Raw genomic sequence first — 25,559 nt, forward strand, 5'->3', positions numbered from 1 at the left:
CTATTGGTGTCCCAGGAAGGACGCCTCTGATGCTTCATGCGCTGGAGGAAGAGGCTGAGCAGGTCGAGTAGATTGGGAAAAGGGGGCGCCCGAGCATGACAGCCAAGACGGTGTTGGTCATTGACGATAGCATCATGATCCGCAAGATGGTGGCCAGCATCTTGGCTGACCAGTTTCAGGTGCTGGAGGCCAAAGACGGCCTAGCGGGCCTGGAGGCTGCCAAAAAACATCACCCCGACCTGATCTTGCTGGATTTTGTCATGCCCAAGATGGACGGCTATGACACATTGCAGGCCATCCGGCAGGAAGAGAGCCTGAAGAATACCCCTGTCATCATCATGTCGGGGATGAAAGAGCAGGTAACAGCCCGCGTCCCTGAGCCTTTTGTCGATTTCGATTTTATTGAAAAGCCGTTTGAGGCGGAGGCTCTTCTGGCTCGCATTCAAAAGGCCCTGCAAGTAGCCCCTGCGGCGGCAGCAGAGCCGGGATCGGAAACCAACACCCAGTTGCTCTTGAACAAGCTCACCGCCATCGAGACGCTGCTTATCCAAGGCACGGAAAACCTTATCCAGCGGGAAGTGGTGACGCGGCTTTCTGATCTCAACCAGCGCCTGGAGCGTCAGGAATCCCACAGCGCTAACCTGGAAGAGCAGATCCGTAAGCTCACCAGCGAGGTGGAACGGCACAGCCAGGGCTTGGCCTTGATCGTCAAGGAGCTAAAGCACATCCGCAAGCTGTTGGGGGGATCCTGATGTCTGAGAGGGTTTTTGAGCGCGCCTATCGGCACCTGGATGCGGTGACGGCCCTGTTTGTGGCTGTGCTGCTGATCTCCAACATCGCCTCCACCAAGATCGTGCTCTTGGGGCCGTTTACGTTCGATGGCGGCACCGTCCTTTTTCCCCTCAGCTACATTTTCGGCGACATCCTCACGGAGGTCTACGGCTATGCCCGCTCGCGGCGGGTGATCTGGCTGGGATTTATCTCGGCGGCCCTGATGTCGGCGACCTTGATGATCGTGGGATCCCTGCCGGCAGCCCCCGACTGGCCCTACCAGGAAGCCTACAAACAGATTCTCGGCCTTACCCCGCGCATTGTACTGGCCAGCCTAATTGCCTACTGGAGCGGCAGCTTTGCCAATGCCTATGTGCTGGCCCGCCTGAAGGTGTGGACGCGGGGACGCTGGCTGTGGACACGCACCATCAGCTCCACCCTGGTGGGCCAGGCGGTGGATACGGGCCTGTTTATTCTCATCGCCTTCTGGGGGGTGTTTCCCGGTCTGATGAGCCTCATTGTCTCCAACTACGTGTTCAAGTGTGCCGTTGAGGCGGTCTGTACGCCCCTGACCTATGTCATCACCGGCTGGCTGAAGCAGCAAGAACAGGAAGACTACTTTGACGTGGCAACCGACTTCAACCCTTTCCGAATGCAGTCCGTATCTGGGTAGTTCATTCGTCCATGGCTGCCCCGACGGATATGGCCAAAAGAGGGATCCCAGTTTTGGTATAGTCAGCTAGAAACCGCAGGAGCCCCGCCCTGTACCCCCCTATATCCCCCCGTATACGGGGGGACTGGGGGGCCGGGGGCCGTGCCGGTCAGGGTCGGGAGGAATGCGGACGACGTATAATCGTGACATGGCCCAAGTCCTGACTATCTCCTGCAAACTCAAGGTGTCTGTGTCGCAAGCCGCCAAGCTGGATGCGACCCTGGATGCCTTCGCAAAGGCACTGAACTGCGTGAATGAGAACACACCAGAGAAGATAGTCAACGCCGTCAAGCTCCAATCTCTCTGCTACCGCGAGATTCGTACCCGCTTCGGACTATCCAGCAACCTGGCACAACAGGTGTGCAGAAGGTTAGCCGGTGCCCGCAAGGTTGCCCAGCAGAAAAACCGTCCAGTCAAGGCGTTCAAGTCTGGCTTTGTTACCTACGATGCCCGCATCTTCTCGTTCCGTGAGAAGGACTGGACGGTGTCGCTGACCACCGTTGAGGGACGGGAACGCTTTGAACTGGATATAGGTCACTACCAGCGCGGCCTGCTAGCGGGTTCAAATCCCAAAGCAGCCACGTTGGTCAAGCGCCAAGGCGGCTCCTACTCCATCCAGATTGGCGTGGAGTCTGAGGTGCCGGAGCCGGAGCACGCCGTCAAGGCCATTGGTGTGGACTTGGGTAGGAGAGATATTGCCCACACCTCTGAGGGAGATAACTGGAATGGACAGCAGTTGAACCAGGTCAGAGACCACTACTCCCGTTTGAGAGGGGTTCTCCAACGCAAGGCCAGCAAGGGCACACGCAGTACACGACGTCGGTGTCAGCAACTGCTGCAACGGCTGTCTGGTCGGGAGAGACGCTTTCAAACTTGGGTGAACCACTGCATCTCCAAGTCGATTGTTGCTAGGGCACTGGCCACTCACCGTTTTATTGCCTTGGAAGACCTGACCGGGATCCGGGAGCGGGTCAACCGGCAGCCGCGCAGCAAGACGGAGCGGCGGCGGGCAAACAGTTGGGCGTTCTACCAGTTGCGGCAGTTTGTGCACTACAAGGCGATGCGGGCAGGGGTGAAGGTTGTGGTGGTTTCGCCGGCCTACAGCTCGCAGACCTGCCTGCCTGTGGATTGGGCAACGGGAAGGGAAGCATTTTCGCTGTGTGAACCCGGCTTGTGGTTGGGAAGAGGATGCAGATTTGAACGGTGCCAACGGGATTGCACTTTTGGGGGTCGCTGTAAACCAGCCCCCCTGCATCCCCCCGCATGCGGGGGGACAAGAGGGGGGTTCGTGGTTGGCTTGCCAGCTGCAGGGCTACCAAAAGCCCGCTCCGTACCCCCCTCAATCCCCCCGCCCCCCTGCCCCCCGTATACGGGGGGTTGGGGGGCTGGAAGGGGGGGCGGTCGGAGCCGGGTAGTTTACAGCGTTATCCTATCTACCCTGCCGCCGGTGCGCAGCGAGCCGGATCAGGTTGGGCAGCCCGGTGTTGTCGGGAGCTTTTATCCAAGACAAGACTTTTGTGAGGGATCCAGACCATGATGCTCATTTTCCAAATTGCTTTGTTGGTGTTGGTGCTTTACAGCTTGCTGTTGGTGGTGGCGGTGCCGGTGCTCTTCAGCTCGGCCAGCGACTGGAGCCGGGCCAAGAATGTGATTTTGGTGGGATCCCTGCTCTGGGTGCTGATGGTGATCGGGGTGGGGGTACTTAGTTTCTTTAAGTGATATCCTTCGACGCCCATCCCCCAGGCTCCTGGACGTTGCAGAGCATCAGGGTTGCGACTGCAAGGTTCTGGGGGCGGGGAAAACTGCGCATCTCCGCACCCGCGTGGGCCTTGAGCGCTCTCGGTAGAAGGGATCCCACCCCTTACGATGGATAGCAATTTAATTTAATCTCATGGCCTTGCTGCTCCCTAGGTCAGCGGCAAGTTGTGCCTACACTGATGTCTTTTGGGAGGTTTGGGTGTTGAGAGCAGTGAAGCGTTCGTGGAGCCTCCGCTTGGCCCGGCTGGGGACGAGGCTGATTTTGGCAGGCTTGTTGGTAGGGGTGCTGTCCCCTTCGGCAGCGGCGCAGTCGGGCCTGGTGATCACCGGCAGCGAAGGGGTACCTGTCCTCAGCTACCGGCTGGATTTTCGCGGCATTCGCGGTCGGTTGGATCGCTATCGCCTGACGATCCCGCCTCAGAACGTGGCGGTGGCAGAGGTGCAGATCAACGGGGATAGAAATTTCGATGCCGTCATCGACCCGGAGAACGTGCGCCTAGAGGTGGAGGGCAAGCCGGTGGAGCTGGCGGAAGTGTACTGGAACGAGGAGTTTCGCTCTTTGGAGGTGGTGGCCCGTCAGCCCATTGCCGCCGGCCAGGAGATCCGCTTGGTGCTCTCCAATGTGCGCAATCCTTCCGCTGCCGGCATCTACCGGGTAGAGGCGCGGGTACGGGGGACAGAGCCCAACCCCCTCTTCCGCAATGTGGGCAACTGGCTCATCACCATCGACGATCCGGAGCGGCTCACTTTCTAAGGGCAGCTCCCTTCGAGCGGGGGAGAGTTTTGAGAGTGGATCCCTGAACAGGGGGTTTCGGGCGTAGCCCTTTTCAGAGACAGGGCAAGGCTGGTGAGGTACTGCGGCATCTCTATCTCCCCTCTCCCTAAGGGAGAGGGGTTGGGGGTGAGGGAAACTCCCCTCCAGACAGTAGCCTGGCGTACTGGGAGAGGCTTTCTTTGGTGCTGGCCGATATCTGGTATCCCAACTGGTGGCAGGCCCTGGTCTTGGGCATGGTGCAAGGGATCACGGAATTTCTGCCCATCAGCAGCACGGCGCACCTGCGGGTGTTTCCAGCTTTGCTGGGCTGGCCGGATGCGGGGGCTTCCTTTGCGGCGGTGATCCAATTGGGCAGCCTGGGAGCGGTGTTGATCTACTTTGCTTCTGACCTGCGCCAGTTGCTCCTCGGCTCCTGGAAGGCTTGGCAGAAGCGAGATTTCCAGGAGGAGTCTTGGCGGCTGCTCATGGGGATCCTGGTGGGAACGCTGCCGATTGTCATAGCGGGCTGGGCCGTCAAGGCCATCTGGGGATCCCCGCCCCGGCAGTTGTGGGTGGTTGCCGCCGCCGCCATCGGCTTGGCCCTGGCTTTGGGCTGGGCAGAACGGGTGGGGAAGCGCCGGCGCGATCTGCACAGCCTGGGCATTGGGGATGGGCTCTGGGTGGGGCTGGCCCAGGCTTTGGCCCTGATCCCAGGGGTATCCCGCTCTGGTGTGACGCTGACGGCGGCTCTGTTGCTCGATTTGCAGCGCTCGGCTGCCGCCCGCTACTCCTTCTTGCTGGGGATCCCGGCCCTCTTTTTGGCCGGGGTAGAGGAGTTCGTCTCCGAGTTCAGGACAGAGGCGCTGCTGTCGCAGGGGCTGGGGACGCTCTCGGCCTTTGTCTTCTCCTACGGGTCCATCGACTGGCTAATTCGATTTTTGCAGCGCAGCAGCACCTGGGTGTTCATTGTCTATCGGATTGGTTTTGGCCTGTTCATTTTCCTGGGGCTGGCCCTGGGGTTTTTGCAACCTTAAGTGGGCTTTTGTTGCCGCAGAATCCGCAGCGCTTTCGGCAGGTGCTCCGCCAGGTGGGCCGGATCCACGCCCGTTAGACCCCGTTCCCCCGCCAAATGGATGGCTGCTTGAGCATGCCACCACACCCCCGCACAGGCGCAACTGAGCAGCTCCGCGATCCCCATCGACTGACCCAGTTGAGCCCTTCTGCGCGCCACCAGGCCGCCGATCAGGCCGGTCAGAACATCGCCGCTGCCGCCGCGGGCCAAAGCCGGTGTGCTTTCCGGGTTGACCCAGCATTCCCCCGTAGGAGAGGCGATGACCGTCCGCGCCCCCTTCAAGACCACTACTGCCCCGCTCTGGGCTGCTGCTCTCTGGGCTGCCTCCATGCGATCTGAAAGCGGGAGGTGCGGAAAAAGCCGGCGAAACTCCCCCAGGTGCGGGGTGAGGATGGCTTGGATCCTGTGTTCTGGCAAGCGCTCCACCCCTATTTCCGCCAAGGCGTTGAGGCCATCGGCGTCGATCACCCAAGGGATCCCGGCCCAATCCTGCAGCAGGATCTCCAGCAGCAGACGGCGGGTTTCTCCCACGCCCGGCCCCACCGCCACCGCCTGAAAGGGTTTCTCGGCCAGCAGGGAGGGGATCCCTTCCCAGGCGTGAACCAAGACTTCCGGCAAAGCGCTGTGGACGAGCCCTTTCAATTCTGCCGGCACCGCCAGGGTTACCATGCCCACGCCGCTGGCGCGGGATCCCAGCCCGGCCAACACCGCCGCCCCGGCATAGGTTGTCGATCCCGCCACCAGCAACAGGGATCCCTGGCGGTATTTGTGGGTATCCAAAGGCGGATCGGGGGGGAAATGGGGCCAGGGGTGCAGCAACACCTGGGGAACTTCCACCTCCGGCCAGGCCCAAGGGGGAATGCCGAAATCGAGGCGGCGCAGACGTCCCACCCAAGGCAGAGCCGCCTCCTGCCACAGGCCCCGCTTCCAGAGGCCCAGGGCATAGGTGTAGCTGGCGCGGATGCAGCAGCCCCAGATCTCGCCTGTCTGGTCGTTGAGGCCGGAGGGCAGGTCCAGGCTGAGGATGGGAATGCCGCTGCCGTTGGCCCACTCCACCGCCTCCGCCCAGGGATCCCCCAGGGGCCGGTTTAGGCCAATGCCAAAGAGGGCGTCGATGAGCAGGTCGCAGTCGGCCAACGCCTCCACCCGCTCCACAAACTCCGCCCCCAGGGCCCTGAGGTAGCGGGCGTGCTCGGCGGTCAGGGGTTTGAGATCTGGCTTGCCCAGCCAAACCTTCACCCCCTTTTGGGCCAGCCGCAGCTCTCGTCCGACCACCAAGCCGTCGCCGCCGTTGTGCCCTGTCCCGCAGAGGATGCCGATGCGCTGCGCATGGGGGAAATCCTGCCGCAACTGGGCAAAAGCGGCCAGCCCTACCTTTTCCATCAGGGCGGCCACGGGCATGCCGGCAGCGAAGATCTCCTCCTCAAGGCGCTGCATCTGCGCCGCGCTGACCAGGGCGGTGGCCGGGTCGAACTGGCAGCGGGGATCCCTATCGCCACGCCGCGCTGGTGTTACAGGCGGTATCGCTGGGGGGAGAGGGTTCATGGCTCAGTTGCGCCAATGGCGCTTAGCTCGATTACATTCCCATCCGGATCGCGGACAAACACAGCCGCCCGCCCGGAAGCGCTGGGCTGCACCTCATAGCCTGCCTGCAGCAGGCGGGCTTTCACCGCCTCCAGATCTTCCACTCCCAGCGCCACGTGGGGAAGGCGCCCCCACTTCGCCCTGCTGCCACGACTGGCTTGCTGCCCCTGGTCAAGCGGCTCCTCAGTGACGATCAAGTGAATCTGCGAAGACCCCACCTGGTACCAGGCGCCGGGAAAGTCAAAGGGAAACCGTTCTGCCTTGGGGATCCCGAGCACCGTGCCGTAGAAATGCTCGGCCCTGGCCAGATCGCTGACCCAAAGGGCGGTGTGCAGGTGCTGGTAGGCGGGCTTTGGGGAGGCGGTCATGACATTGCTCCGGGAAAGTTCTTGCATCTGTCGAGGGAAACCATATTTTCTCCAAGAGCCTGCTCCGCCTGTGCGCTAAGTTGGAGCTAGGGCAGCGGCGAGGAACGTACCTTTGTCCTATCTTGGTTCTTACCCAGGAGTTGGTCTATGGGATCCCGCACCAAGTTTTTCGGCACCGTCTTGGCCATGCTGGCTGTCAACAGCATCTATATGCAGTTGCAGCAGCTGGCCCTGCGGCTGGAAGAAGAGGTGAACCCGGCTCCATCAGAGCAGGCTGCTCCAGAGCCTCAGAGCAACGCGCAGCCACCGGATCTCTGGGGACATCTGGCCTAAGTTTTCCGGGGATGGCGGTGGGTCGAGGCCAGTGCTGGCTCCACCTCTCCCCTGCAACCCTAGGCTCCGAGCCAAGAGGCAGTTTGCAAAGGGGATCAAACTCCGTACCATAGAGGAGCGAGCTCCCCTATTTTGCGGTTTACAACTTGGATACTCACCATGACTCAGCCGTCAGCAGCTTCTGGGCAAAAGCCGATCGTCGTCGCCCCCTCCATCCTTTCAGCCGATTTTAGCCGCTTGGGGGAAGAAGTGCGGGCGGTGGACGAGGCAGGGGCCGACTGGATCCACGTGGATGTGATGGATGGCCGCTTTGTGCCCAACATCACCATCGGCCCGCTGGTGGTAGAAGCCCTGCGCCCGGTTACGGCCAAGCCCCTGGACGTGCACCTGATGATCGTGGAGCCGGAGAAGTATGTGGCCGACTTTGCCAAGGCGGGGGCCGATATCATCTCCGTTCACGCCGAGTCCAGCTCCACCATTCACCTGCACCGCACCCTCGGCCAAATCAAGGATCTGGGCAAGCAAGCAGGCGTGGTGCTCAACCCCGCCAGCCCCCTGGAGCTGATCCAGTACGTGCTGGATCTGGTGGATCTGGTGTTGATCATGAGTGTCAACCCTGGCTTTGGCGGGCAGAGCTTCATCCCGGCGGTGGTGCCCAAGATTCGCCAGTTGCGAGCCCTGTGCGACGAGCGCGGCTTGGATCCCTGGATTGAAGTAGATGGCGGCATCAAGGCCAGCAACGCCTGGCAGGTGATCGAGGCGGGGGCCAACGCCATCGTGGCTGGCTCAGCCGTGTTCAAGGCCAAGGACTACGGGGAAGCCATTCGTGCCATTCGCCACAGCCGCCGCCCCGAGCTGGTAACGGTTTGATTTGAGCTGATCTGGGAAAACCCTGCCCTTGGACTCCTCTCAGGCCAAGGCGCAAAAGAGAGGGGAGAAGGCCTGGCGCTCCTCACCCTCAGCCCATTGGGAAGGGCCACGGCTCAGCGGCAGGGATCCCTTCTGGTGGGAGGATGGGCTCGAAATTCTAGCGCAGAGCGTTGGTCTTCTTCTGGGCAGCCAAAGGCACGGTACCGTCCTCACCGGCGGCCTGGACTAGGCAATGGGGAGGTGTGGAAGGAGGCGTGATGGGCTGGGGCGAAGTGGGGCTGAAAAAGGTCTGGCAGAAGGGCAGGCGGCTGTTGCGCTGAATGGTGGCAAGGTAAGGGGGAGGGACAGTGCCCCAGTAGGCGCCCAGCACCTGCTGGTCCGGATCCTCCGGCAGCACCTGGTAGTACACCATCAGGCGATTATCGGGGAACCAGGCGCGAACAAGCCTTTGCAGTTGCCTTAAATTGAAGCCCGGCTCTTCTGGATTGTCAATTAGGTGCATCCCCGCCAGCCGCCCGCCCATGAAGTAGGCCTCCACATAAAACCCACGGGCATAGAGGGGGGGCTCTAAGGGATCCCGCGACGAAGGGGCATCCGGCAGGTAAAGGGCCTCACCGCCCGGGCGCAGTTGCCAGCGGCTCCAGCGGGGATCCTCCCGGTCGCTGGAAATAGTCTCCCAATTGTTGGCGCGGGCGTAGCTCAAGAAGCGCTCCTCCACCATGCCCAAATAGAGCATTTCCATCTGCAGGGGCAGCCGGGCACTTGTTTGCAATAGGGGCAAAGTTCGCACTTCTCCCTGCTTGAGCACCAAAACCTCTGCCAAGGCAGGGCGCGGTTCCCACGCCAGCAACGCCGCCAGGATTCCTGCTCCGAGGGCTCTGCCAAGGCCGGCCAGACCTAGCCGTGCCGAGGCCCGCAGCAACAGGAAAAGCAGTTTGACAAGGGGCAGTTTAAACCGAGGCCGTGCCCCGCCCCACATGGCAACGGAAGCAGGGACATAAGATGAGATCACGGGGAAATTCGAAGAGCTGGGAAGACGATAGAGACTATGGATGTTCTATTCTAGCCACAGCGCTAAGGTTCTTTGAAAATTTTAATCTGCTGCCCTGGGTGAACTTTCTTGCCGGCGGATGGATCAAAACCGGTCTCCAAATGGGCGCGACTGTCGAGAACCTCCCTCCCCCTCCTCGACTGCAAGGCCGGGGCTTGTCGTCATCGCTGGCCCCACGGCCACCGGCAAGTCGCGCCAGGCGCTGCTGTTGGCCCAGCGGCTGGGATCCCCCCTGTTGAACGCCGACTCTCGTCAGGTGTACCGGGAGTTCGACATCGGCACTGCCAAGCCCACTCCCGCCGAGCGGGCCCTCTGGCCCCACGAGTTGATTGACTTTGTGGATCCCCGCCACACCTATACAGTGGCCGAGTTTCAGCAGGCGGCCCAGGCGCGCATTGCCGCAGCCCATCGGCAGGGACAGACTCCTATTCTGGTGGGGGGCACAGGGCTCTACATTCAGTCGATCACGGCAGGCTTAGGGATCCCGGCAGTTCCCCCCCAGCCTCAGTTGCGCGCTCAACTGGAGACGTGGCCGCCCGAGATCCGCTACGCCTGGCTGCAGCAGTTGGATCCTGTGGCAGCGGGGCAGATTCACCCTCATGATGAAGTGCGCACCCTGCGGGCTTTGGAGATCATCTACACCACTGGGAAGCCGGCTTCCTACCTGCGGCAGGCCCATCCTCCTGACTACCCCATTTTGCTCTTGGGGTTGCACTGCCCAATGCCCCGTCTGGAACAACGCATTGCCCGGCGCACAGCAGAAATGCTGGCGGCAGGCTGGATTGAGGAGGTAAAAACGCTGCGGCAGCGCTACGGCCCAGACCTGCCCCTCTTGCAGACCTTGGGCTATGCGGAGATCGGCGCTTACCTGGAAGGGCGGATCCCGGCAGCCGAGCTGCAGCCTCTGATTGTGCGGCGCACCCGCCAGTTTGCCAAGCGGCAGATGACCTGGTTTCGGGCCATGCCAGGGATCCAGTGGCTGGACTGCGAGGCCGAGGATCTGCCCGAACAGATCTGGAAGCGGGTTACGGCGTGGATGGCAGCTCAGACCAGCGCCGGAACCACTCCTGCCGTCGCCGCGCGTCCGCCCGCCGATCCGTAAGGATCTCCAACACCCGCACCCCTTGGGCGGGCAAGGGATCCAAAGCCTGGGCCAGCTCTTCCCAGGTCTCTATCCGCCGGTGGGGGATGCCATGGGCCTGGCAGAGGAGGGCAAAATCCACCGCCTGGGGAGTCGCAAAGTAGGGCTCAAAGGGTGGGCCCGCCTCGGCAATGGGCAGCAGCTCGAAGATGCCGCCCCCCTGGTTGTTGATGAGAAGAATCGTCAGGGATCCCTGAAGGCATTGGGCAAGACGCAGGCCACCGCAGTCGTGCAAAAAGGCCAGATCCCCGGTCAGCACCACCGTCGGGCGCTGGCGATGGGCCACCCCAAAGGCGGTCGAGAGGATGCCGTCGATGCCGTTGGTGCCGCGGTTAAAATAAGGCCGGATATGGCGGTCGTTGGGTGGCCAAAACCACTCCACATCCCGCACCGGCGTGCTGTTGGCAATAAATAGCGGCGTCTCCGGCGGCAGGTGGTGGGCCAGCCACCAGGCAAGCTTGCCCTCAAACCACTCCGGCAGGTCAGCCAGCAGCCGATCCAGCTCAGCCCGAGCTTTGGCTTCCGCCCGCAGCCAGGTTTGTAGAAAAGCGGTTGCTTTGGCCTTGCCTGCCGGGATCCCTGCCGCCACCTCCTCCACGACAAAGGGCAAGTGGGTGGTGGGGTTGTGGAGGGGATCGGCGTTCTGGGCCCGGGGATCGAGCAGCCAGGTGCGGGGTCGGGCTTGGGCCAGGGCTTGCCGCAGGGCCTTGCTGGTGGGCAAGGGTCCCAGTTGGATCACCTGCTCTGGCCAAAGATGGGGCTGCTCTCCCTGGAGGAGAAAATCGTAGGTGGTGATGAGGTAGGGGTTGAGGGAAGCGTAGTTGCGCAAAGGGGAGAGTCCCTCCGCCAACACCGGCCAGCCCAGGGCCAGCGCCAAGCGGGCCACCGCCTCTGCATAACGCTGGGGGTCTGCCGGTTGGGCCGGCCCTGCCAAGATCACCCCCCGCTCACAGCTGCACCACTCCCGCCAAAAGGAAGCTGTTGACGCGAATGCAGAACCGCCAGCCGGGGTGACCAGGCCAGATGGGGAGATAACCCCGCGGAAAAAGGTCTTCTCAAACTCCGGATCTTCCTGCAAATGAACCAGCGGCGCCGTGCTGCCATCGGCAACGGGAGCTAGGGGATCCCGCAAAGGCACGTTGAGATGCACCGGACCCGGGAAAGGGTAGAGAGCACGCTCCCAGGCGTGGATGATCATTTGGCGCAGGTAGGCCAGAGCTTCCAGGTCGGCGCTGGGCAGGGCCAGCTCCGCCTGCCAGTTGGGGTAGTGGCCGTAGAGCTTCACCTGGTCAATGGTCTGCCCGGCGCGGCAGTGGCGCAGCTCCGGCGGCCGATCCGCCGTCAACACCAAAAGGGGCCAACCACTTTCTGCCGCCTCGATGAGAGCAGGGAAAAAATGGGCGCCGGCGCTGCCGGAAGTACACACCAGAGGGATGGGCTGCCGAGTTTGCTGGGCCAAGCCGAGGGCAAAAAAGGCCGCCGACCGCTCATCCAGCACCGGAATGGCCTCGATCTCAGGGTGCTGGGCTAAGGCATAGGTGAGGGGGGCAGAACGGGATCCTGGACAGACCACGGCCACCCGACAACCCAGCCGGCTCAAGGTCTCGGCCAAAACGGATCCCCAGAGGGTGTTGAGGTTGCGCCAGTCCAGCCGTTGAAGGGAGTTTGCGCCAGTCACTCCAGCTATCCCAGCCAGCGGGGAGATCGAGCAAGTTGGGTAGGAAGCCCAAAATAGGCACATCCTAGTAATCTATAGCCATCCCCAATCGCAGGGGAACCACTTGCTTTGGCCTTCCTTCGCCTTTCCTCTCTTTTTGGGAGGGGAGCTGTGGGCCGGGGAGGCGCCCGGGAAACTGCCTCAAGTCGGTTGGTCGCGCCGCAACTCCAGATTTCCTGGCGGGGGCAAGGGTTGGCCAGGCCTCTCCGATGGGGGAATAATGTTCATGAGAACGCCCCTTATCGACCTTCGCTGCACCCAATAGGAGCACCCATGGCCAGAAAACCCGATGGATACCTTGTCCACATCATGCTCGAAGGTGGACAAACCATGCAGGTACGGGTCAAGGAAGCTAGAGAATACACAGAGCTGATCAACCAACTGATGGTGGGTGGGGACGAGTTCATCACATTGCCCAAGCAAATGGACAACGAGTACATGATCGTGCGTCCGCAGCGGGTGTCCGGCGTGTCGGTGGAGGCGATCTACACTTCCAGCGTCGGCATCGACCTGTAGAGCTCAAGGCCAGGGTCGCCGGGCTGGGTTGCAACGCAAAGCCCCCACCCCTGAGGGCAGGGGCCGGACTAGACCCCCCTGGGATCTAGAGCCTTAGCACCGACAAGTTAGCTTTGCGGGGGCAGGATCACCTTGTCGATGACGTGGATGACGCCGTTAGAGGCCTCAATGTCTGCTTGCGTCACTTTGGCATCGTTGACCTTGACTCCGTGGAGAGGACTTTGCCGGGCACCACATGGTAGGTGAGAATCCGGGTCAATTTCTCGCGGTTTTCCGGCTGCAGCAGCTCCTCTAGAGTGCCTTGCGGCAGCGCCGCAAAAGCTTCATCGGTGGGAGCGAAAACGGTGAAGGGGCCTTCCCCGGAGAGCACCTTCACCAAGTCGGCAGCTTCCAAGGCTTGGATCAAGGTGGTGAAAGAGCCGGCCTCGGCAGCAACATCTACTATGGTTTTGCTGGCAGGGGCAGCGGTTTTCACGCTTTCAGAAGTCGCGCCGTGGCTGCCGGCAATGACCGCAGGGGCTGCAACCAACGTGGTGGCCGAGGCAACAGCCAAGGAGAGAGCGAAGAGATTGCGAATCATGCAATGTAACCCTCCGTGAAGAGTAGGTTCACATTTCTATGTGACGGACGGGATAGAGCTCGGGTTCCTCAAAATCGCAAAAAGTCCCCGAAAAAGATATTTCTACTACCCCAAAATACCTTTTTGACAAGGCTTACAAGGCTACTCTCCGCTGAGGTTAGATTTGCAACAATCATCGCGGGATGGCGGTGAACCATCCAAAACACGCCCGATGAGGATCCCTTGAGGCTGAGGGATCGTTACGTTTGTTTACATTGTTTGTTCAAGTTAGCGTTCCATTGGCATCGCCAAAGTGGGCACCTCTGCGGTGCTGGGCAGAGGGGTAAACGAGTTGGCGATCTCAGCAGGCATGCCTACTCTTCTTCCGCCTCGAAGTCTTCGTCGTAGTCGTCCCCGATCAAATCGTCGATGTCGTCGATGTCTTCTTCCAAAACAGCTTCAGGGACTTCAAGAGGCTGCTCGATCAGCCGGCCTTCCTGGCGCAACCAGTCGAGGATAGAAATGCTACCGGGCAGGGGCAGCACTACTGGAGGCTGATCGCGAGGTTCTTCCCGCAGAGAAGGGTTGTGGTACATGCTGTCCAGAAGAAGTGCAGCTGTGAAGAAGGTGTGGGCAAGCTTCGGGTCGATGGCCTCGATAGGGCGCCACTTATCGACTGTCCTTTAGCTTAGCTTATCCCTGCCAAGCCTGCAAAAAGCGGTGCAGCACCCGCTCCAGCTCGACGGCTCGCGCCGCCTTAAACAGCAGTCGATCCCCTGCCCGCACCTGCTGCTGCAAACCCTCCACTAAGGCAGAAGCTTCCTCAAAGCGTTCAACCTCGGCGGCTGGCTTTTCGTCAACCAGTGGCTGCATCTCCCCGTCGGGATCCAAAAGCCAGACCCGCTCCAGTCTCAAGGAGGCAGCCGCCCGACCCACCTCTGCGTAGAGCTGTGGGGCATGCTCTCCCAGTTCCCGCATTGGGCCGAGGATGGCCCAGCGCCGTTTTCCCGCAGTCTGAGCCAGCAGGTGCAAAGCCGCGATCATCGCTTCCGGCGAGGCGTTGTAGGTCTCATCCCAAATCTCCACGTCCCCAGCCAGCTTGAGATGGCGATTGCGCCCCTCCAGAGGCAGCGGTAGGTCAAGGGGCTCTTGCAGGCGCTCCCAATTCAGACCCAAGCTGCGCACAGCCGCCAGCACCCCCATCCAGTTAAGGGCGTGATGCCTTCCTGGCAGGGGCACCGGCAAGGTCAAGCCCTCCACGGTTACGGTTTGGGCTTGGGGATCCCATTCTCCTCGCAAGTCCCCTTGGGCGAGGCCATAGGTGAGGGTTTTTCCCGACCACAGGCTGGCGGCAGTGGCCAACAGCAAGGGATCCTCACCATTGAGCACAGCTATCCCCTGCCCCAACTCCTGCAGCAGCTCACACTTGGCAGCAGCAATGGCCTCGCGGGATCCCAGCCTGCCGATGTGGGCGGTGCCGATGTGGGTAATCAAGGCATGGGTGGGGCGAGCCATCTGTGCAAGGCGGCGAATCTCACCAGGGCCGCGCATGGCCATCTCCAGAACGGCAAACTGGTGTTCTGGTTGTAGCCGCAGCAGCGTTTGCGCCACCCCAATGTCGTTGTTGTGGTTGGCCTCGCTTTTGAGAACGCTGCCGTAGCGCGAAAGAGCAGCCGCCAGCATTTCCTTGGTGGTGGTTTTGCCTGCTGAGCCGGTGATGGCCACTACCGGGATGGAAAATTGCTCCCGCCAGGCTCTGGCAATGCGCTGATAGGCAGTCAAGGTATCGGGAACCTGGAAGTGGGGACTCTCCACCGGCCGCTGGCTGATGACAGCAACGGCCCCCTTGCTCAGGGCTTGCGGAATAAAATCGTGCCCGTCGAAGCGTTCTCCCCGCAGCGCCACAAAAACGGATCCTGGCTGCAACCGGCGGCTGTCGGTGCAGAGGGCCTGAACCGGCAACCCCAAGAGGTGGGGATCTCCCTGCAAAGGGGCTTGCAGCAGGTCGGCCACAGTTTGCAAGGTCAGCATGGAGCAGCAGTCGGAGCATGACTCTAGTCAATAATAAGCTCAACTATACTGAAAATGATGTATAATATGTTCAGTACGGATTACTACCAGTTGATCTTTCTGTTTACTTTCGAGTCTGCCAACATGGTAGCCAAAGCAAAGCAGAAAATTGGTAGTAAGACGACACGGAAACTGCGCTTTGGGTATTCTACTCAAAGCTTTGCGGGATACCGCCATTCTGTTTGGACTCCGTCCCGCTAACGCGAATGGAAACAAGCAGAATGCTATCGCTGCATAGTTGAACAGTGATGTTCAGCAGTGTTCAGCGTAAATGTATCAGACCGGCTATCGCGTAGGATACCAACAAAAGCCCAATCCAACGCCAGGCAACGACCCAGCCCTTGCCATCCAGGGCTCAACGGTTGCCTATGCCCGATTTCACCTGCTTGGATCCCCTTGTCCGGCACTTCCATCTGGGGGATCCGGAGCCACCCGCAGCCATTCAAGGGGGCCTTATTCATCAGCTATTCTCAAGAGGGGTTCTCCCGCTAGCATTGCGGAAGAAAGCTTGGGGTGTGAGGCAAAACTAAGGTGAAGACGGCCGGTAAGGGGATCCCAGCGGCGCGGCAGCAACTCAGGCGCAAACAAGCTCTGGGGCTGGGGATCCTGTCGCTGCTGGGCTTTGTGGCGGGGATGGGGTTTGCCGCCCTCTCCCAGCCGGAAGGGGGATCGCCCGTCGCCGCTCCAGAGCCGGAGGTGCCCCGTTTTACGGCCCACGGCTGGCCGCTGCTGGATCCCCTGCCCCAGCCGGACGAGATCTGGGAGTGCGAGCTGGTGGTGGTGGGCGGATCCCTGGGGGGCGTGGCGGCGGCAGGCCAGGCCATGCGGGGGGGCGTGCAAACCTGTCTCATCGAGCTCACCCCTTGGCTGGGGGGCCAGATCACCTCCCAGGGGGTATCAGCCATCGACGAGTCGCTCCCCATGCGGCAGCGGGGCAATTTTTCCCGCCACTGGCTGGAGTTTAAGGCCCTCATCGAAAGCCAGCCGGTGCATCTGCCCGCCTGGACAGGGATCCCGCCGGGAACCCGTGTCTCCGAAATCAACAGTTGCTGGGTAGGGGGGCTGTGTTTTCCGCCCCAGGCTGGTTTGCAGGCGGTGGAAACCTGGCTGCAACAGGCCGCCCGCAGCGCCTCCCACAGTCGCTGGGCCACCCAGACCGCTTTTAAGGGGGCCACCTTCAGCGCCGACGGCTCCCGCCTCGAGAGCATCTACGCGGTGCAGCGGCAGCCGCGGGATCCCGATTTTGTGCCGCCGGGGCGGCTGTGGCGGGAATTGGTGAGCTGGTATAGCTGGCAGGAGACGGAAGTCTTTGCCAAGCGGGTGCTGCGGCTGCAGGCGCCGCCGGGCCGCCCCTTGTTCGTGATCGACGCCACCGACACCGGCGAGCTGGTGGGCTGGGCCGGGATCCCCTACCGGCTGGGCTCAGAAGGGCGAGATCTAACCGGGGAGCCCAACGCCGCCCCGGCCAGCAACCCGGAGTGCACCCAGGCTTTCACTTTTCCCTTCGTGCTGGCCATCCACGACGACGGCGGGCGCTCCCGCGCCGAGCTGGCCCAGTTGCAGCCGGGCTACTCCCGCGCCGAGCACCGCCGCCAGTTCGACCTGGAGGGGTTTCCCACCTTCAGCGGCCAGAGCTTTTTCAACTACCGCCGCATCGTCAGCAAAGGCCGCACGGATCCCTTTTACGGCACCCCGCTTCCCGGCGATCTCACCCTGGTGAACTGGAACCGCGGCAACGACTGGGGGATCATGAACCCACCCCTAATCCTAACGGAAGAGCGGCTGCTGGCCTCAGGGCAGCGCCACAACTGGCTGGGGGGGCTGGATGTCTCGGCCATCAAAGATGGGGAGAACCACGCCCTGCTGTTTGCCGAATGGCTGATGGAAACCCAGTCCCGCGCCGGCTATCCCCTCTCCTTGCTGTTTGGCGAAGAGTCTTTGCTGGGCACCCGCTCCGGCCTCAGCCTCTACCCCTACATCCGGGAGGGGCGGCGTATCCTGGGGCGGGCCGCCTACGGCCAGGCGGAATTCCTGATGCTGGAGCAGGATATTCGCGTCGGCGCCAGCGGGGGACGGGACTTTAGCCCCACAGCAGTTGGGATCACCCACTACGCCATCGACATGCACGGCTGTCGCTACCGCAACTGGGAGCCTTCCCTGTCGGCCAGCTCGGCGCCGGTCAACGAGTTTTCCGTCCGCCCCATCGTCATCCCCCTAGAGGCCCTGATCCCCCAGAAGGTGGATAACCTGCTCATCGGCGGCAAGGGGATCGCCGCCAGCCACATTGTCAACGCCGCCACCCGCACCCATTACGGCGAGTGGACCATTGGCTCGGCAGCGGGGCTGACCGTGGCTTGGCTCCGCAGCCAGGATCCCGGCTTGACCCCAGCCCAGATCGTGCCCCAGGGCAAAATGGCCGATTTGCAGCGCTACCTGGTTGCCTACGGCCAGCGACTGCACTGGTAGGCCGTTGCCGCCGCTTTACCCCTGGGCTAGGGAAGATCCTACCCCTCTGCGCCGGAAGGCAGGGGATTGGGATCCCTGTTGGCGCCATAGCGCCGCTGCCGCCACCACACCAGCAGGGGGCTGGCGATGAAGATGCTGGAATAAACCCCCAAGCTGAAGCCGATGAGCAAAGCAATGGCAAACCCCTTCAGGGTGGCTCCCCCAAAAATGGCAATGGCCACCAGGGGCAGCATCGTCGTCAGGGTGGTGTTCAAAGAGCGGGCAAAAGTCTGGTTCAACGACAGGTTCACCACCTCGGCAAAGCTGACCTTGCGGCTGACCAGACGCAGATTTTCCCGGATGCGGTCGTAGATAACCACTGTGTCGTTGACGGAAAAGCCAATGATGGTTAGCAGCGCCACCAAAAACAGGCTGTCCACCTCCATGCCCACCGTCAGGCCCAAAAGGGCAAACAGACCTGTTGTCAGCACCACATCGTGCAGCAAGGCCACAATGGCAAACACTGCGTAATCCCACTGGAAGCGCAGGGCCAGATACACCACAATGAGCCCAAAGGAGATGAGCACCGCCACAAGGCCGGAGCGCAAGAGCAGACGCCCCACCGTCGGGCCTACCGTCTCCACCAGCTTGCGCTCAAAAGGGCCTATCTGTTGCCGCAGCGTGGCTTCTACCGCCAGGCGCTCCTGCTCCGTCAAAGGGGGCATGCGGATCAGGGCTTCTTGGCCCGTCTGGGTGTCCAGTTGGATGATGCTGGTTCCCAGGTCATGTTCCTGCAGAGCCCGCCGCAGCTCGTCGGTGGTGACAGGCTGCTCAAAACGCAGATCCAACAAGGTGCCGCCGGCAAAATCCAGCCCCAGCCGCAGGGGGGTTCCCAGAGAGGCCAGGGAAAAAGCCATGCTGACCAGCCCCACCAGCAACACTGCCAGAGACAAGCTAAACCACAGCCTGCTGCGACCCACGATGTCGAAGCGGTAGTCAAGCGACCGCCGGGATCCCACCGCCGGATCGGTGGGGGATAGCTCTTGAGCTGTCATGATTGAGCCGCCTCCATGCGAACGCCGTAAAACTCAGGTTTGCGCAGGGCGGGGATCCCCATTGCCGCCAAAAGCAGCGTGCGGGTGCAGGTGATGGCCGTGAAAAAGCTCACCAAAATGCCAATGGCCAGGGTTACCGCAAAGCCTTTCACCAGCCCCATCCCCAGCCAGAAAAGTACGCCACAGACCAAAAGGGTGGTGACATTGCTGTCGAGGATGCTGCTGAAGGCGCGGTTAAACCCTTCCGAGATGGACTTGTAGATGGACTTGCCGGCCCGCAGCTCCTCTTTGATGCGCTCGAAAATCAGCACATTGGCATCCACCGCCATGCCGATGCTGAGGATGAAGCCGGCGATCCCGGGCAGGGTCATGGTCACCCCCAGCAGTTGGAACAGAGCAAACGTACAGAGGGCGTAGATGAGGAGGGCGATATCGGCAACAAGCCCCGGCAGGCGGTAGTAGACCACCATGAAGACGAAAACCAGCACCAGGCCGGCAATGCCAGCATAGAGGCTGCGGCGCACGCTCTCTTCCCCCAACGTGGCCCCGACGGTGCGGTTTTCAATGACGCGAATGGGAACGGGAAGCGCCCCCGCCTTGAGCTTCACCGCCAGATCGGTGGCGGTTTCCACTGTGAAATTGCCCGTGATCACCGCCGTCCCGCCGGTAATGCCGGTGCGGGCAAACTCCGGCCCCACAATTGGCGCGCTGATCAGCACGTCGTCCAGAAAAATGCCAATCGGGCGCCCTGTTCCGGCCAACTCGCGGGTGAGCTGAGTAAACTTCTCTGCCCCTGCCGGCTTAAACTCCAGCAACACTTCCCAAGTCTGGGATCCGCGGCGGGGGGCTTGGGGATAGGCGTTGCGCAGCAGATCGCCGGTGAGGCCGACCCGTTCAAACAGGGCGTCGGGATCCTCCCCCGCCGTTATCTCTCCCCGCTCGTTGCGGGGCAGGGCACTGACCGGCACCAGGCCCTTGCGAAACTCCAACCGGGCCGTATCGCCCAAAAGAGCAATGGCCCGATCGGGATCTGCCACCCCCGGCAGCTGCACGAACAGGCGATCTTGGCCGCTGATCTGCACCAGAGGCTCGGCCACCCCCAGGCCGTTGATCCGCTGCTGGATCACCGCCTCTACCCCCTGCATCACCTCAGAGGTAATCTCAGGCACCTCTTCCGTGGGCAAAGCCTGCAGGGTGAGCTGCGTCCCCCCTTTGAGGTCAAGGCCAAGACGAACTTCGCGGCTGAAGCCCAAGTAGACGAGAGCAACCACCACCGCCAAGATAAAGATCAGCCCTCGCAGAACAGCGAGGCGACTGAGCCACAAAGCTGGAGATCTGGCCATACTGCTGAAAGGGTGAGGAACACGGGCGCACTCGATCCGAGGCTTTCAGGATTTTGGCACCTTTTGATCCTATCGCACACGGGATCCCTCACCTGACAAGTCGGAAAACGGCAGCGGCAGGAGCGTCCAAGTAGGGTCTCTGGGGAGCTGCTGCAGAGACAACCGCGAGTTTCTCAGAAGATGGGCGCTCGGCTGCCGAGCCGAGTAAGGAGAAGGTTGAAAGCCGTTAAACCAACGCTGTCTCCTCTTGGTTTGTGCTAGCCCTGGGGCTAGGCTATTGCCATCTCGGGGCAGCAGGCAACATCTGGGTGCGGTTTGGCTCTACCCCGACATCTGCGAGTTCAAGGAGGGAAAGTTGAGGTGAATTGGAGACGGACTTACTATCTCCCTGGATTGCTCTCGGCCCTAGCTTTATGGGGATCCCCCGCCTGGGCCGGAGAGTATTTCACCGAGGAAGTGACCAGCCCTAGCCTGGAGATCATCCACGGCTGGCGGCAGGAAGTGGACGGCATTAACGTCACCATCACCAACACCAGCCTGGGATCTTTTCGGGTGCCGCTGGAAATCGATATGGAGGATCGAACTAGCTGTGAGCGAGCCGACTTAGTGCTGACGAACAATCGCGTTATGCCAATGGGATCCTTTCAAGACTGCATTCTCAACATCTTTCCCTACTTGGATAAATTCATCAACCAAGAAGTCGCCAGCATTCGGGTCGCCCTCAAAGGGCCGGCCCCCCTCCTGGAGATCCCCCTGGAAGACTCGGATCGGCTGATCTTGGCCCAGGTGGCCAACCAATCGCGGGAAGCCTTTGTCTTCTTTCAGCAGGAGCTGGCCCGCGTCTTGGCGCTCTTGAAGCAGCCCGATCCCGGCCAGGCCGAGACGGCCCCACCGACGGCCAGCCCAACGCCGACTGCTGCCGCCGAATCTGCACCCAACCCGGGAGATTTCGTGATCGTGGGCTCGATTCAGGAAGAACGGGTGGGGGCTGGCAGCCGCCTGAGCGTAGAGGCGATCAACCGCAGCACCCGCACCGTCCTCAACGCTCGTGCTCGCTTCACGTTCTACCGGGGAGAGGAGGTGGTGGAGACGCGGGTGGTCGCGTTTGAACCCAGCGACGTGCCGCCGGGACAACGCGCCTCTGCTAGGGTTCTGAAAACCGATGCCAATTGGGATCGGGTCACCGTCACCTTCCAGTGGCAGTAGGGATCCCTAAGGTGCCAGGGCGTTCCCTCGCAGCAGGCTGCCTAGAGTCTTAACCGTGATCTTGAACTGCACCCAAGGGTTCATGGGCACCACCGTCTTGTAGAGGTAGCTGTCAAAGGTCATCCGCTGCACATCCCGGTCAGCGCACATCTCCACAAAGGCCTCGCGGGTGGCGTTGGAACGGTAGAACACCCGTTGCAAAATGTCCAAAACCTTGTAGGTTAGGCCGTATTGGCGATCCCAGCGCTTGAGGTACAGCTTGAGATCTTCTTCGCTGGGGATGCGCTTCCCGCCCTCGGAGGTCTCGACGATGGTCTCGGCGCACATGCGGCCCGACTTGGCGGCAAAATAGATCCCCTCGCCGCTGGACTTGGTTACATAGCCTGCCGCATCTCCCACCAGGGCTGCCCGACCCACCACACGGCGCGGACGCGGATGCTCTGGGATCGGATGGGCTTCCACCTTGATCACCTGGCCGCCCCGAATCCGCTCGGCAGCGCGGGCGCGGATCCCGGCCTGCAACTTTTGGATCTGGGCTTGGTTGGCCTTCATGGTGCCGGTGCCCACCGCCACGTGGTCGCACTTGGGGAACACCCAGGCATAGAAGTCCGGAGAAACATCGTCCCCCACGTACATCTCTGCCCGCTCCTCGTAGTAGGCCATTTTGTCGTCCGGGAGCCGAATCCGCTCCTGAAAGGCCAGAGCATAGTTGTAGTCGCCGGCACCGATGGCTTCTGCCACCTTGGAGTGAAAGCCATCTGCCCCGATCACCAGATCCACCGCCAGCGAACGGGGTACTCCCCGATTTGAGCCGTCGGAAAAATCGCTGTAGTGCAGGATGTAGGGATCCCGGCCATTTTGGGGGATTTCCAGATGCATCACCTTGCCGTGGATCAGCTCCGCCCCTTTTTGGCGAGCGCGGTTGCGCAAGAAGGCATCCAGGATCTCGCGGCGGCACATGCCGATATACTCATTTTCCTTTTCGAGGGCGATATCCACCTCGTAGTTGGAAGGGGAGATCATCTTCATCTTGCGCACTTTGCGGTCGATAATCTCCTCAGGGAGGTCGAACTCTGAGACCATACAGAGGGGAATAGCGCCCCCGCAGGGCTTGGCGTTGTCTAGCTTCCGCTCAAACAAAAAGGTCTCGATTCCGGCTTGGGCTAGAACTTCGGCGGCAGAGGCTCCGGCTGGGCCACCCCCAACAACAGCAACTCTCAGGCTCAAGGCGCTCTCCTCGCTGCAAGTAGATCGGCTCGTCAGACAGCAGGCATCCTACCACAGCTCCCCAAAAGCGTTGCAAACCTTGACGAAGTATTGCAGTTGGGCGAGGCTCAAGGGAACGTGCTTTGGCGATGGGAACAATAAAAAGGGGTCCGCCCCGTCTGCTTGTCCAGGGGGCGGGGAGCGGAAACCTGCCCTGCAGTCCGGGCTCAGCGCTAGAGGTTCTGAATCATGAGCTTAATTGGCAACATCATTTGGCTGATCTTCGGGGGGTTGCTGACCAGTCTGGGCTATATCTTGGGGGGGCTAAGCCTTTGCCTGACCATCATCGGCATTCCTTTTGGCTGGCAGAGCATCAAACTGGGGTTTGCAGTGCTTGCCCCCTTCGGCAAAGAAGTGGTGGAGTTGCCAACAGCCCGCTGCTGCTGATCTTCAACGTGATCTGGCTGTTGCTCTTCGGCTGGCCCCTGGTGCTCAACCACCTCTTCTGGGCTGTGATCCTGGCCGTCACCGTCGTTGGGATCCCCTTTGCCAAACAGCACCTGAAGCTGGTCATCCCGTCTTTGTTGCCTTTTGGCCGGGATCTGCGCTGAAAGAGGGCAAAGTGGGGATCCCTGCAGATTAAGATCACTGCCAAACTCTACCGCGACGGCAAGGGGAGAGGGCGAGCGGCCAGCCGTTGACTGTGATTTGGATCGCCTTCGAACCTCTCATCCGGTCACCAAGACACGGGCGGAAAAGCGAGAGATTGAACTCATCGCAGATGGGGAGAAAACCATGCGCAGCATCTGGCTCGCGGGGGTAGTCGCTGCTTTGGCTCTCCTGGCGGCTATGTCTTTGGCTCAATCGGATCCCCAGGAAGAGTGGCTGCACGGCGAGCAGTGTGGCACAGAGGGGCCGGTCATCTGTCTGGAGTGACGTTCTCCTCAGCCCGGATTTCAGAGGGGCTCTATCTGGGTCACTTCTACCCGGCTCTCTGGCCCTAGGCTGATGCGGAACTGTTTGGCACCCGTCGGCAAGGGATCCGGCGGCAACTCCGGCAGGTCGGCAAGAGGAGTTTCGGCGCGGCGTTCCCGGGCCAGCTCATTCTCCGGCTCGGCAGCCAGCAGGGATCCCGCCGCATCCACCGTTACTCGATAGATCAAGCTCTCCTGCAAATCGGGAGGAGACTGCCATTGCTGGGCCAGGGTGTTTTGCAGCCGCAGCAGAGGATCTCCAGAGGCTTCCGGCGCGGTGAGCTGCTCCTGGGCCGAGTTGAAAGCAGTGGGAGCCCTCTTCTCCGGGGTGCGGCTGGCCCAGATCCCGACCCCGGCCACCAGGGCGATCCCTCCCACCAGCAGGGCAGCGATCCCGGCAGGCTGTCGATACCAAGCCCGCGTTACCGGCGTTCCCAGGCTGGCCAGTTGGGGAATGTCATCGGCCACCTGAGAGAGGTTCTCCAACAGGTCGTACAACTGGGTCATCGACAGATCCACTTGGGCAATCTGATTCTCCCCTTGGCGCACCGTGAGGCGATGAAAAATAAAATCCAGCGGACGGATGGCCACAGTACCGCTGAAGGTTCCCTTGGGCGCGCCGCTGAGCTGGGATCCGACGTAGCGGTCGATCACCGCGATCAAATCGCTGAGCCAAACACTGTCCCCCTGCAGAGTTTTGGTGGTCTCCCCCTGGCGAATTTCCAACTGACACTCGAAGTTCTGCTGGATGGCTCGCAGGGGCGGCGTTGAGGAACCCTCGGCAGCTTCGGGCAGGCCAGGTGCCTCTCCCCGCACCGTGAGGGTCGAGGTGGGCTGTTGATAGGTATGACTGATAAGGGTGAGACTGGGCATGGCAACTGGCGGGCAAACAACACAAGCAAGGAGCCTATTTCAGGAAGAGGGCAAAGCATCCGATCCGGAGCTATGGGCTACCTCCCCTTCTTCGTCGCTGCCGGCGGGCAGATCCATCTCAGGGCGGTTGAGCAGGGCTTTCCATAGACGCTGGGCCCCTCTTGGGCTGCTGTAAAACATCAGCTCGATCAAGATGCGCAGAGCCAGCTCGGCGAGGCTGTTCTCGTCACGCACATCCCCATCCACCATGCGGCTGCGGTAGTGGGAGATAAACTCATCTAGATAGTCGCCCACCAGTGGCTGACGGAAAGGGCTGAGCTCCTGTTCAACAGCAGCTTCCAGTTGCTCCAAGGTGCTGCGGATACGGGCCTGCTGCTGAGCAGCCAGATGAGCAATCACCAGCACCAGGGCGCGCGCCTCTTCGATATCGACTTCTTTTCGCCCACCGCTGCTGCGGCGCAGAGGGTTGGCGTTGCGCAGCCGCCAGAGAGCCACCCGATCGCCGATCTGCTTTTCCAAGTTCAGGGCTTTGGCTGCAGCCAGAACCGCCTCGGAAATTTCTCCGCTCAGGGACTCCAGCCCCAGCAACAGCAAATCCAACTGGGCTTTGATGGTTCCGGTAGCTGTGGTGAGGCCGGCGGGCCGAGGGTCTAGCTGAGTCTGCTTAGGTTCCACCGTCACGCTGTCAATGGGAGCTTTTTGCTTTGATAGGACTCTATGATCTCCTGTCTGGGGCAAACCTGCAACCGGATCCCTCCTGCGCTTGATTCTGACCCTTGCCAAGGGCTTGGATGACGACATCCGGCAGGCGCTGGGCATTGTCCCGCTCTTTCTCGCTTCTTGAGAGTTCCCCAACCAGATTAGAAGTCAGACCGAGTTGTTCTGGGTCAGTTGTTGTTTTTGCAACGAACCCATCAGAACCTCCGGGGTACTCCCGCCACAGCGCAGCTTGGCGGGATGGGGGATAGGCGGTGAGACGAAGGGGTTCAATGCCCCTGAGTCTCACAATCTGGGCGTTGCCTGCTGCTCGACATACTTCTTCAACTCCTCAACGGTGACCCCACCACAAGAGGCAACAAAATAGGCCCCTGTCCAAAATACAGGCTTGCTGTAGAACCGTGCCACCTCTGTGGCGAACTCTTTGCGAATCAACCGGCTGGAGACTGTTTTCAGGTTGTTCA

General features: G+C 61.2%; 24 protein-coding genes and 3 pseudogenes. 14 read left to right on the forward strand and 13 right to left on the reverse strand.

All coding sequences use genetic code 11. The features are described from left to right. Window positions 1-95 precede the first annotated feature (95 nt). From ACVWXC_RS08610 to ACVWXC_RS08635, 6 genes and pseudogenes are all read left to right on the forward strand, one after another. Window positions 96-752 carry a response regulator gene (locus ACVWXC_RS08610; protein ID WP_011429015.1) on the forward strand — a complete coding sequence of 219 codons (657 nt, stop codon included), beginning with the start codon at window positions 96-98 and terminating at the stop codon, window positions 750-752. Continuing rightward, window positions 752-1,444: a queuosine precursor transporter gene (locus tag ACVWXC_RS08615; RefSeq protein ID WP_011429014.1), complete on the forward strand. Its 693-nt coding sequence runs from the start codon at window positions 752-754 to the stop codon at window positions 1,442-1,444. The genes ACVWXC_RS08610 and ACVWXC_RS08615 overlap by 1 nt, the downstream gene beginning before the upstream one ends. Before the next feature lie 187 nt (window positions 1,445-1,631). Continuing rightward, window positions 1,632-2,898, forward strand: a pseudogene (locus tag ACVWXC_RS08620) (RNA-guided endonuclease InsQ/TnpB family protein). 118 nt (window positions 2,899-3,016) lie between these two features. Next, on the forward strand, window positions 3,017-3,202 hold the full coding sequence (psbZ, locus tag ACVWXC_RS08625) for a photosystem II reaction center protein PsbZ (RefSeq protein ID WP_011429012.1): 186 nt from the start codon (window positions 3,017-3,019) through the stop codon (window positions 3,200-3,202). 250 nt (window positions 3,203-3,452) lie between these two features. Next, complete coding sequence (locus ACVWXC_RS08630) at window positions 3,453-3,995, forward strand: DUF2808 domain-containing protein (RefSeq protein ID WP_414390185.1); 543 nt, start codon at window positions 3,453-3,455, stop codon at window positions 3,993-3,995. A gap of 203 nt (window positions 3,996-4,198) precedes the next feature. Continuing rightward, a complete protein-coding gene (locus ACVWXC_RS08635) occupies window positions 4,199-5,029 on the forward strand; it encodes an undecaprenyl-diphosphate phosphatase (protein WP_457392173.1) in 831 nt (276 codons plus the stop codon). Here ACVWXC_RS08635 and ACVWXC_RS08640 read toward each other — a convergent pair. Together ACVWXC_RS08640 and ACVWXC_RS08645 are read right to left on the reverse strand one after the other, a co-directional pair. After that, window positions 5,026-6,612, reverse strand: coding sequence for an NAD(P)H-hydrate dehydratase (locus tag ACVWXC_RS08640; RefSeq protein WP_099812615.1), 1,587 nt, complete (start codon window positions 6,610-6,612; stop codon window positions 5,026-5,028). The genes ACVWXC_RS08635 and ACVWXC_RS08640 overlap by 4 nt on opposite strands. Beyond that, window positions 6,609-7,019, reverse strand: a complete 411-nt coding sequence (locus tag ACVWXC_RS08645) for a VOC family protein (RefSeq protein ID WP_011429008.1) — start codon at window positions 7,017-7,019, stop codon at window positions 6,609-6,611. Before ACVWXC_RS08645 ends, ACVWXC_RS08640 begins: the two co-directional genes overlap by 4 nt. 147 nt (window positions 7,020-7,166) lie before the next feature. On the opposite strand from ACVWXC_RS08645, the gene ACVWXC_RS08650 reads away from it, so the two are divergent. Then, complete coding sequence (locus tag ACVWXC_RS08650) at window positions 7,167-7,352, forward strand: hypothetical protein (RefSeq protein WP_011429007.1); 186 nt, start codon at window positions 7,167-7,169, stop codon at window positions 7,350-7,352. 159 nt (window positions 7,353-7,511) lie between these two features. Further along, on the forward strand, window positions 7,512-8,222 hold the full coding sequence (rpe, locus tag ACVWXC_RS08655) for a ribulose-phosphate 3-epimerase (protein ID WP_011429006.1): 711 nt from the start codon (window positions 7,512-7,514) through the stop codon (window positions 8,220-8,222). A gap of 157 nt (window positions 8,223-8,379) precedes the next feature. On the opposite strand, the gene ACVWXC_RS08660 is transcribed toward rpe, so the two are convergent. After that, window positions 8,380-9,234: a hypothetical protein gene (locus tag ACVWXC_RS08660; protein WP_457392153.1), complete on the reverse strand. Its 855-nt coding sequence runs from the start codon at window positions 9,232-9,234 to the stop codon at window positions 8,380-8,382. Window positions 9,235-9,352: 118 nt separating this feature from the next. On the opposite strand from ACVWXC_RS08660, the gene miaA reads away from it, so the two are divergent. After that, window positions 9,353-10,375 carry a tRNA (adenosine(37)-N6)-dimethylallyltransferase MiaA gene (gene miaA / locus ACVWXC_RS08665; RefSeq protein ID WP_011429004.1) on the forward strand — a complete coding sequence of 341 codons (1,023 nt, stop codon included), beginning with the start codon at window positions 9,353-9,355 and terminating at the stop codon, window positions 10,373-10,375. Here miaA and menD read toward each other — a convergent pair. Further along, complete coding sequence (gene menD / locus ACVWXC_RS08670; protein WP_457392157.1) at window positions 10,299-12,092, reverse strand: 2-succinyl-5-enolpyruvyl-6-hydroxy-3-cyclohexene-1-carboxylic-acid synthase; 1,794 nt, start codon at window positions 12,090-12,092, stop codon at window positions 10,299-10,301. The two genes, miaA and menD, sit on opposite strands and share 77 nt — an antisense overlap. A 312-nt stretch (window positions 12,093-12,404) precedes the next feature. Between menD and ACVWXC_RS08675 the strand changes: the two genes are divergently transcribed. Further along, window positions 12,405-12,647, forward strand: coding sequence for a hypothetical protein (locus ACVWXC_RS08675; RefSeq protein ID WP_041438020.1), 243 nt, complete (start codon window positions 12,405-12,407; stop codon window positions 12,645-12,647). Window positions 12,648-12,754: 107 nt separating this feature from the next. Here the strand turns inward: ACVWXC_RS08675 and ACVWXC_RS08680 are convergent. The 3 genes and pseudogenes from ACVWXC_RS08680 to ACVWXC_RS08690 form a co-directional block, all read right to left on the reverse strand. Next, window positions 12,755-13,227: pseudogene (locus ACVWXC_RS08680) on the reverse strand (fasciclin domain-containing protein). A gap of 353 nt (window positions 13,228-13,580) precedes the next feature. Then, on the reverse strand, window positions 13,581-13,802 hold the full coding sequence (locus ACVWXC_RS08685) for a DUF3134 family protein (protein ID WP_011429000.1): 222 nt from the start codon (window positions 13,800-13,802) through the stop codon (window positions 13,581-13,583). A 97-nt stretch (window positions 13,803-13,899) separates the two neighbouring features. Further along, a complete protein-coding gene (locus ACVWXC_RS08690) occupies window positions 13,900-15,237 on the reverse strand; it encodes a UDP-N-acetylmuramoyl-tripeptide--D-alanyl-D-alanine ligase (RefSeq protein WP_457392160.1) in 1,338 nt (445 codons plus the stop codon). A 672-nt stretch (window positions 15,238-15,909) separates the two neighbouring features. On the opposite strand from ACVWXC_RS08690, the gene ACVWXC_RS08695 reads away from it, so the two are divergent. After that, window positions 15,910-17,742, forward strand: coding sequence for an FAD-dependent oxidoreductase (locus ACVWXC_RS08695; protein ID WP_457392176.1), 1,833 nt, complete (start codon window positions 15,910-15,912; stop codon window positions 17,740-17,742). 38 nt (window positions 17,743-17,780) lie between these two features. Here the strand turns inward: ACVWXC_RS08695 and secF are convergent, their stop codons facing one another. Beyond that, window positions 17,781-18,776 (reverse strand): protein translocase subunit SecF, encoded by a 996-nt coding sequence (gene secF, locus ACVWXC_RS08700; RefSeq protein WP_011428997.1) that lies wholly within the window; start codon window positions 18,774-18,776, stop codon window positions 17,781-17,783. Further along, window positions 18,773-20,119: a protein translocase subunit SecD gene (secD, locus tag ACVWXC_RS08705; protein WP_457392163.1), complete on the reverse strand. Its 1,347-nt coding sequence runs from the start codon at window positions 20,117-20,119 to the stop codon at window positions 18,773-18,775. The genes secF and secD overlap by 4 nt, the downstream gene beginning before the upstream one ends. A 360-nt stretch (window positions 20,120-20,479) precedes the next feature. Between secD and ACVWXC_RS08710 the strand changes: the two genes are divergently transcribed. After that, complete coding sequence (locus ACVWXC_RS08710; protein WP_457392166.1) at window positions 20,480-21,325, forward strand: hypothetical protein; 846 nt, start codon at window positions 20,480-20,482, stop codon at window positions 21,323-21,325. A 6-nt stretch (window positions 21,326-21,331) separates the two neighbouring features. Here ACVWXC_RS08710 and chlP read toward each other — a convergent pair whose 3' ends face one another. Beyond that, complete coding sequence (chlP, locus tag ACVWXC_RS08715) at window positions 21,332-22,552, reverse strand: geranylgeranyl reductase (RefSeq protein WP_099884389.1); 1,221 nt, start codon at window positions 22,550-22,552, stop codon at window positions 21,332-21,334. A gap of 228 nt (window positions 22,553-22,780) precedes the next feature. Here chlP and ACVWXC_RS08720 point away from each other — a divergent pair. Both ACVWXC_RS08720 and ACVWXC_RS08725 read left to right on the forward strand, forming a co-directional pair. After that, a pseudogene (locus ACVWXC_RS08720) lies at window positions 22,781-23,142 on the forward strand (YccF domain-containing protein). A gap of 184 nt (window positions 23,143-23,326) precedes the next feature. Further along, the gene (locus ACVWXC_RS08725; protein WP_168173324.1) at window positions 23,327-23,467 is read left to right on the forward strand and encodes a hypothetical protein; all 141 of its coding nucleotides are present in this window, start codon (window positions 23,327-23,329) and stop codon (window positions 23,465-23,467) included. Between the two features lie 20 nt (window positions 23,468-23,487). Here the strand turns inward: ACVWXC_RS08725 and ACVWXC_RS08730 are convergent, their stop codons facing one another. The 3 genes from ACVWXC_RS08730 to ACVWXC_RS08740 form a co-directional block, all read right to left on the reverse strand. Then, window positions 23,488-24,378, reverse strand: a complete 891-nt coding sequence (locus tag ACVWXC_RS08730; RefSeq protein ID WP_011428993.1) for a DUF4335 domain-containing protein — start codon at window positions 24,376-24,378, stop codon at window positions 23,488-23,490. Window positions 24,379-24,417: 39 nt separating this feature from the next. Continuing rightward, window positions 24,418-25,059: a DUF3038 domain-containing protein gene (locus ACVWXC_RS08735; protein ID WP_011428992.1), complete on the reverse strand. Its 642-nt coding sequence runs from the start codon at window positions 25,057-25,059 to the stop codon at window positions 24,418-24,420. A gap of 321 nt (window positions 25,060-25,380) precedes the next feature. Continuing rightward, a partial coding sequence (locus ACVWXC_RS08740; RefSeq protein ID WP_206336879.1) for a transposase occupies window positions 25,381-25,559 on the reverse strand: 179 nt, incomplete at its 5' end.

This window comes from Thermostichus sp. OS-CIW-20 (assembly GCF_054061455.1).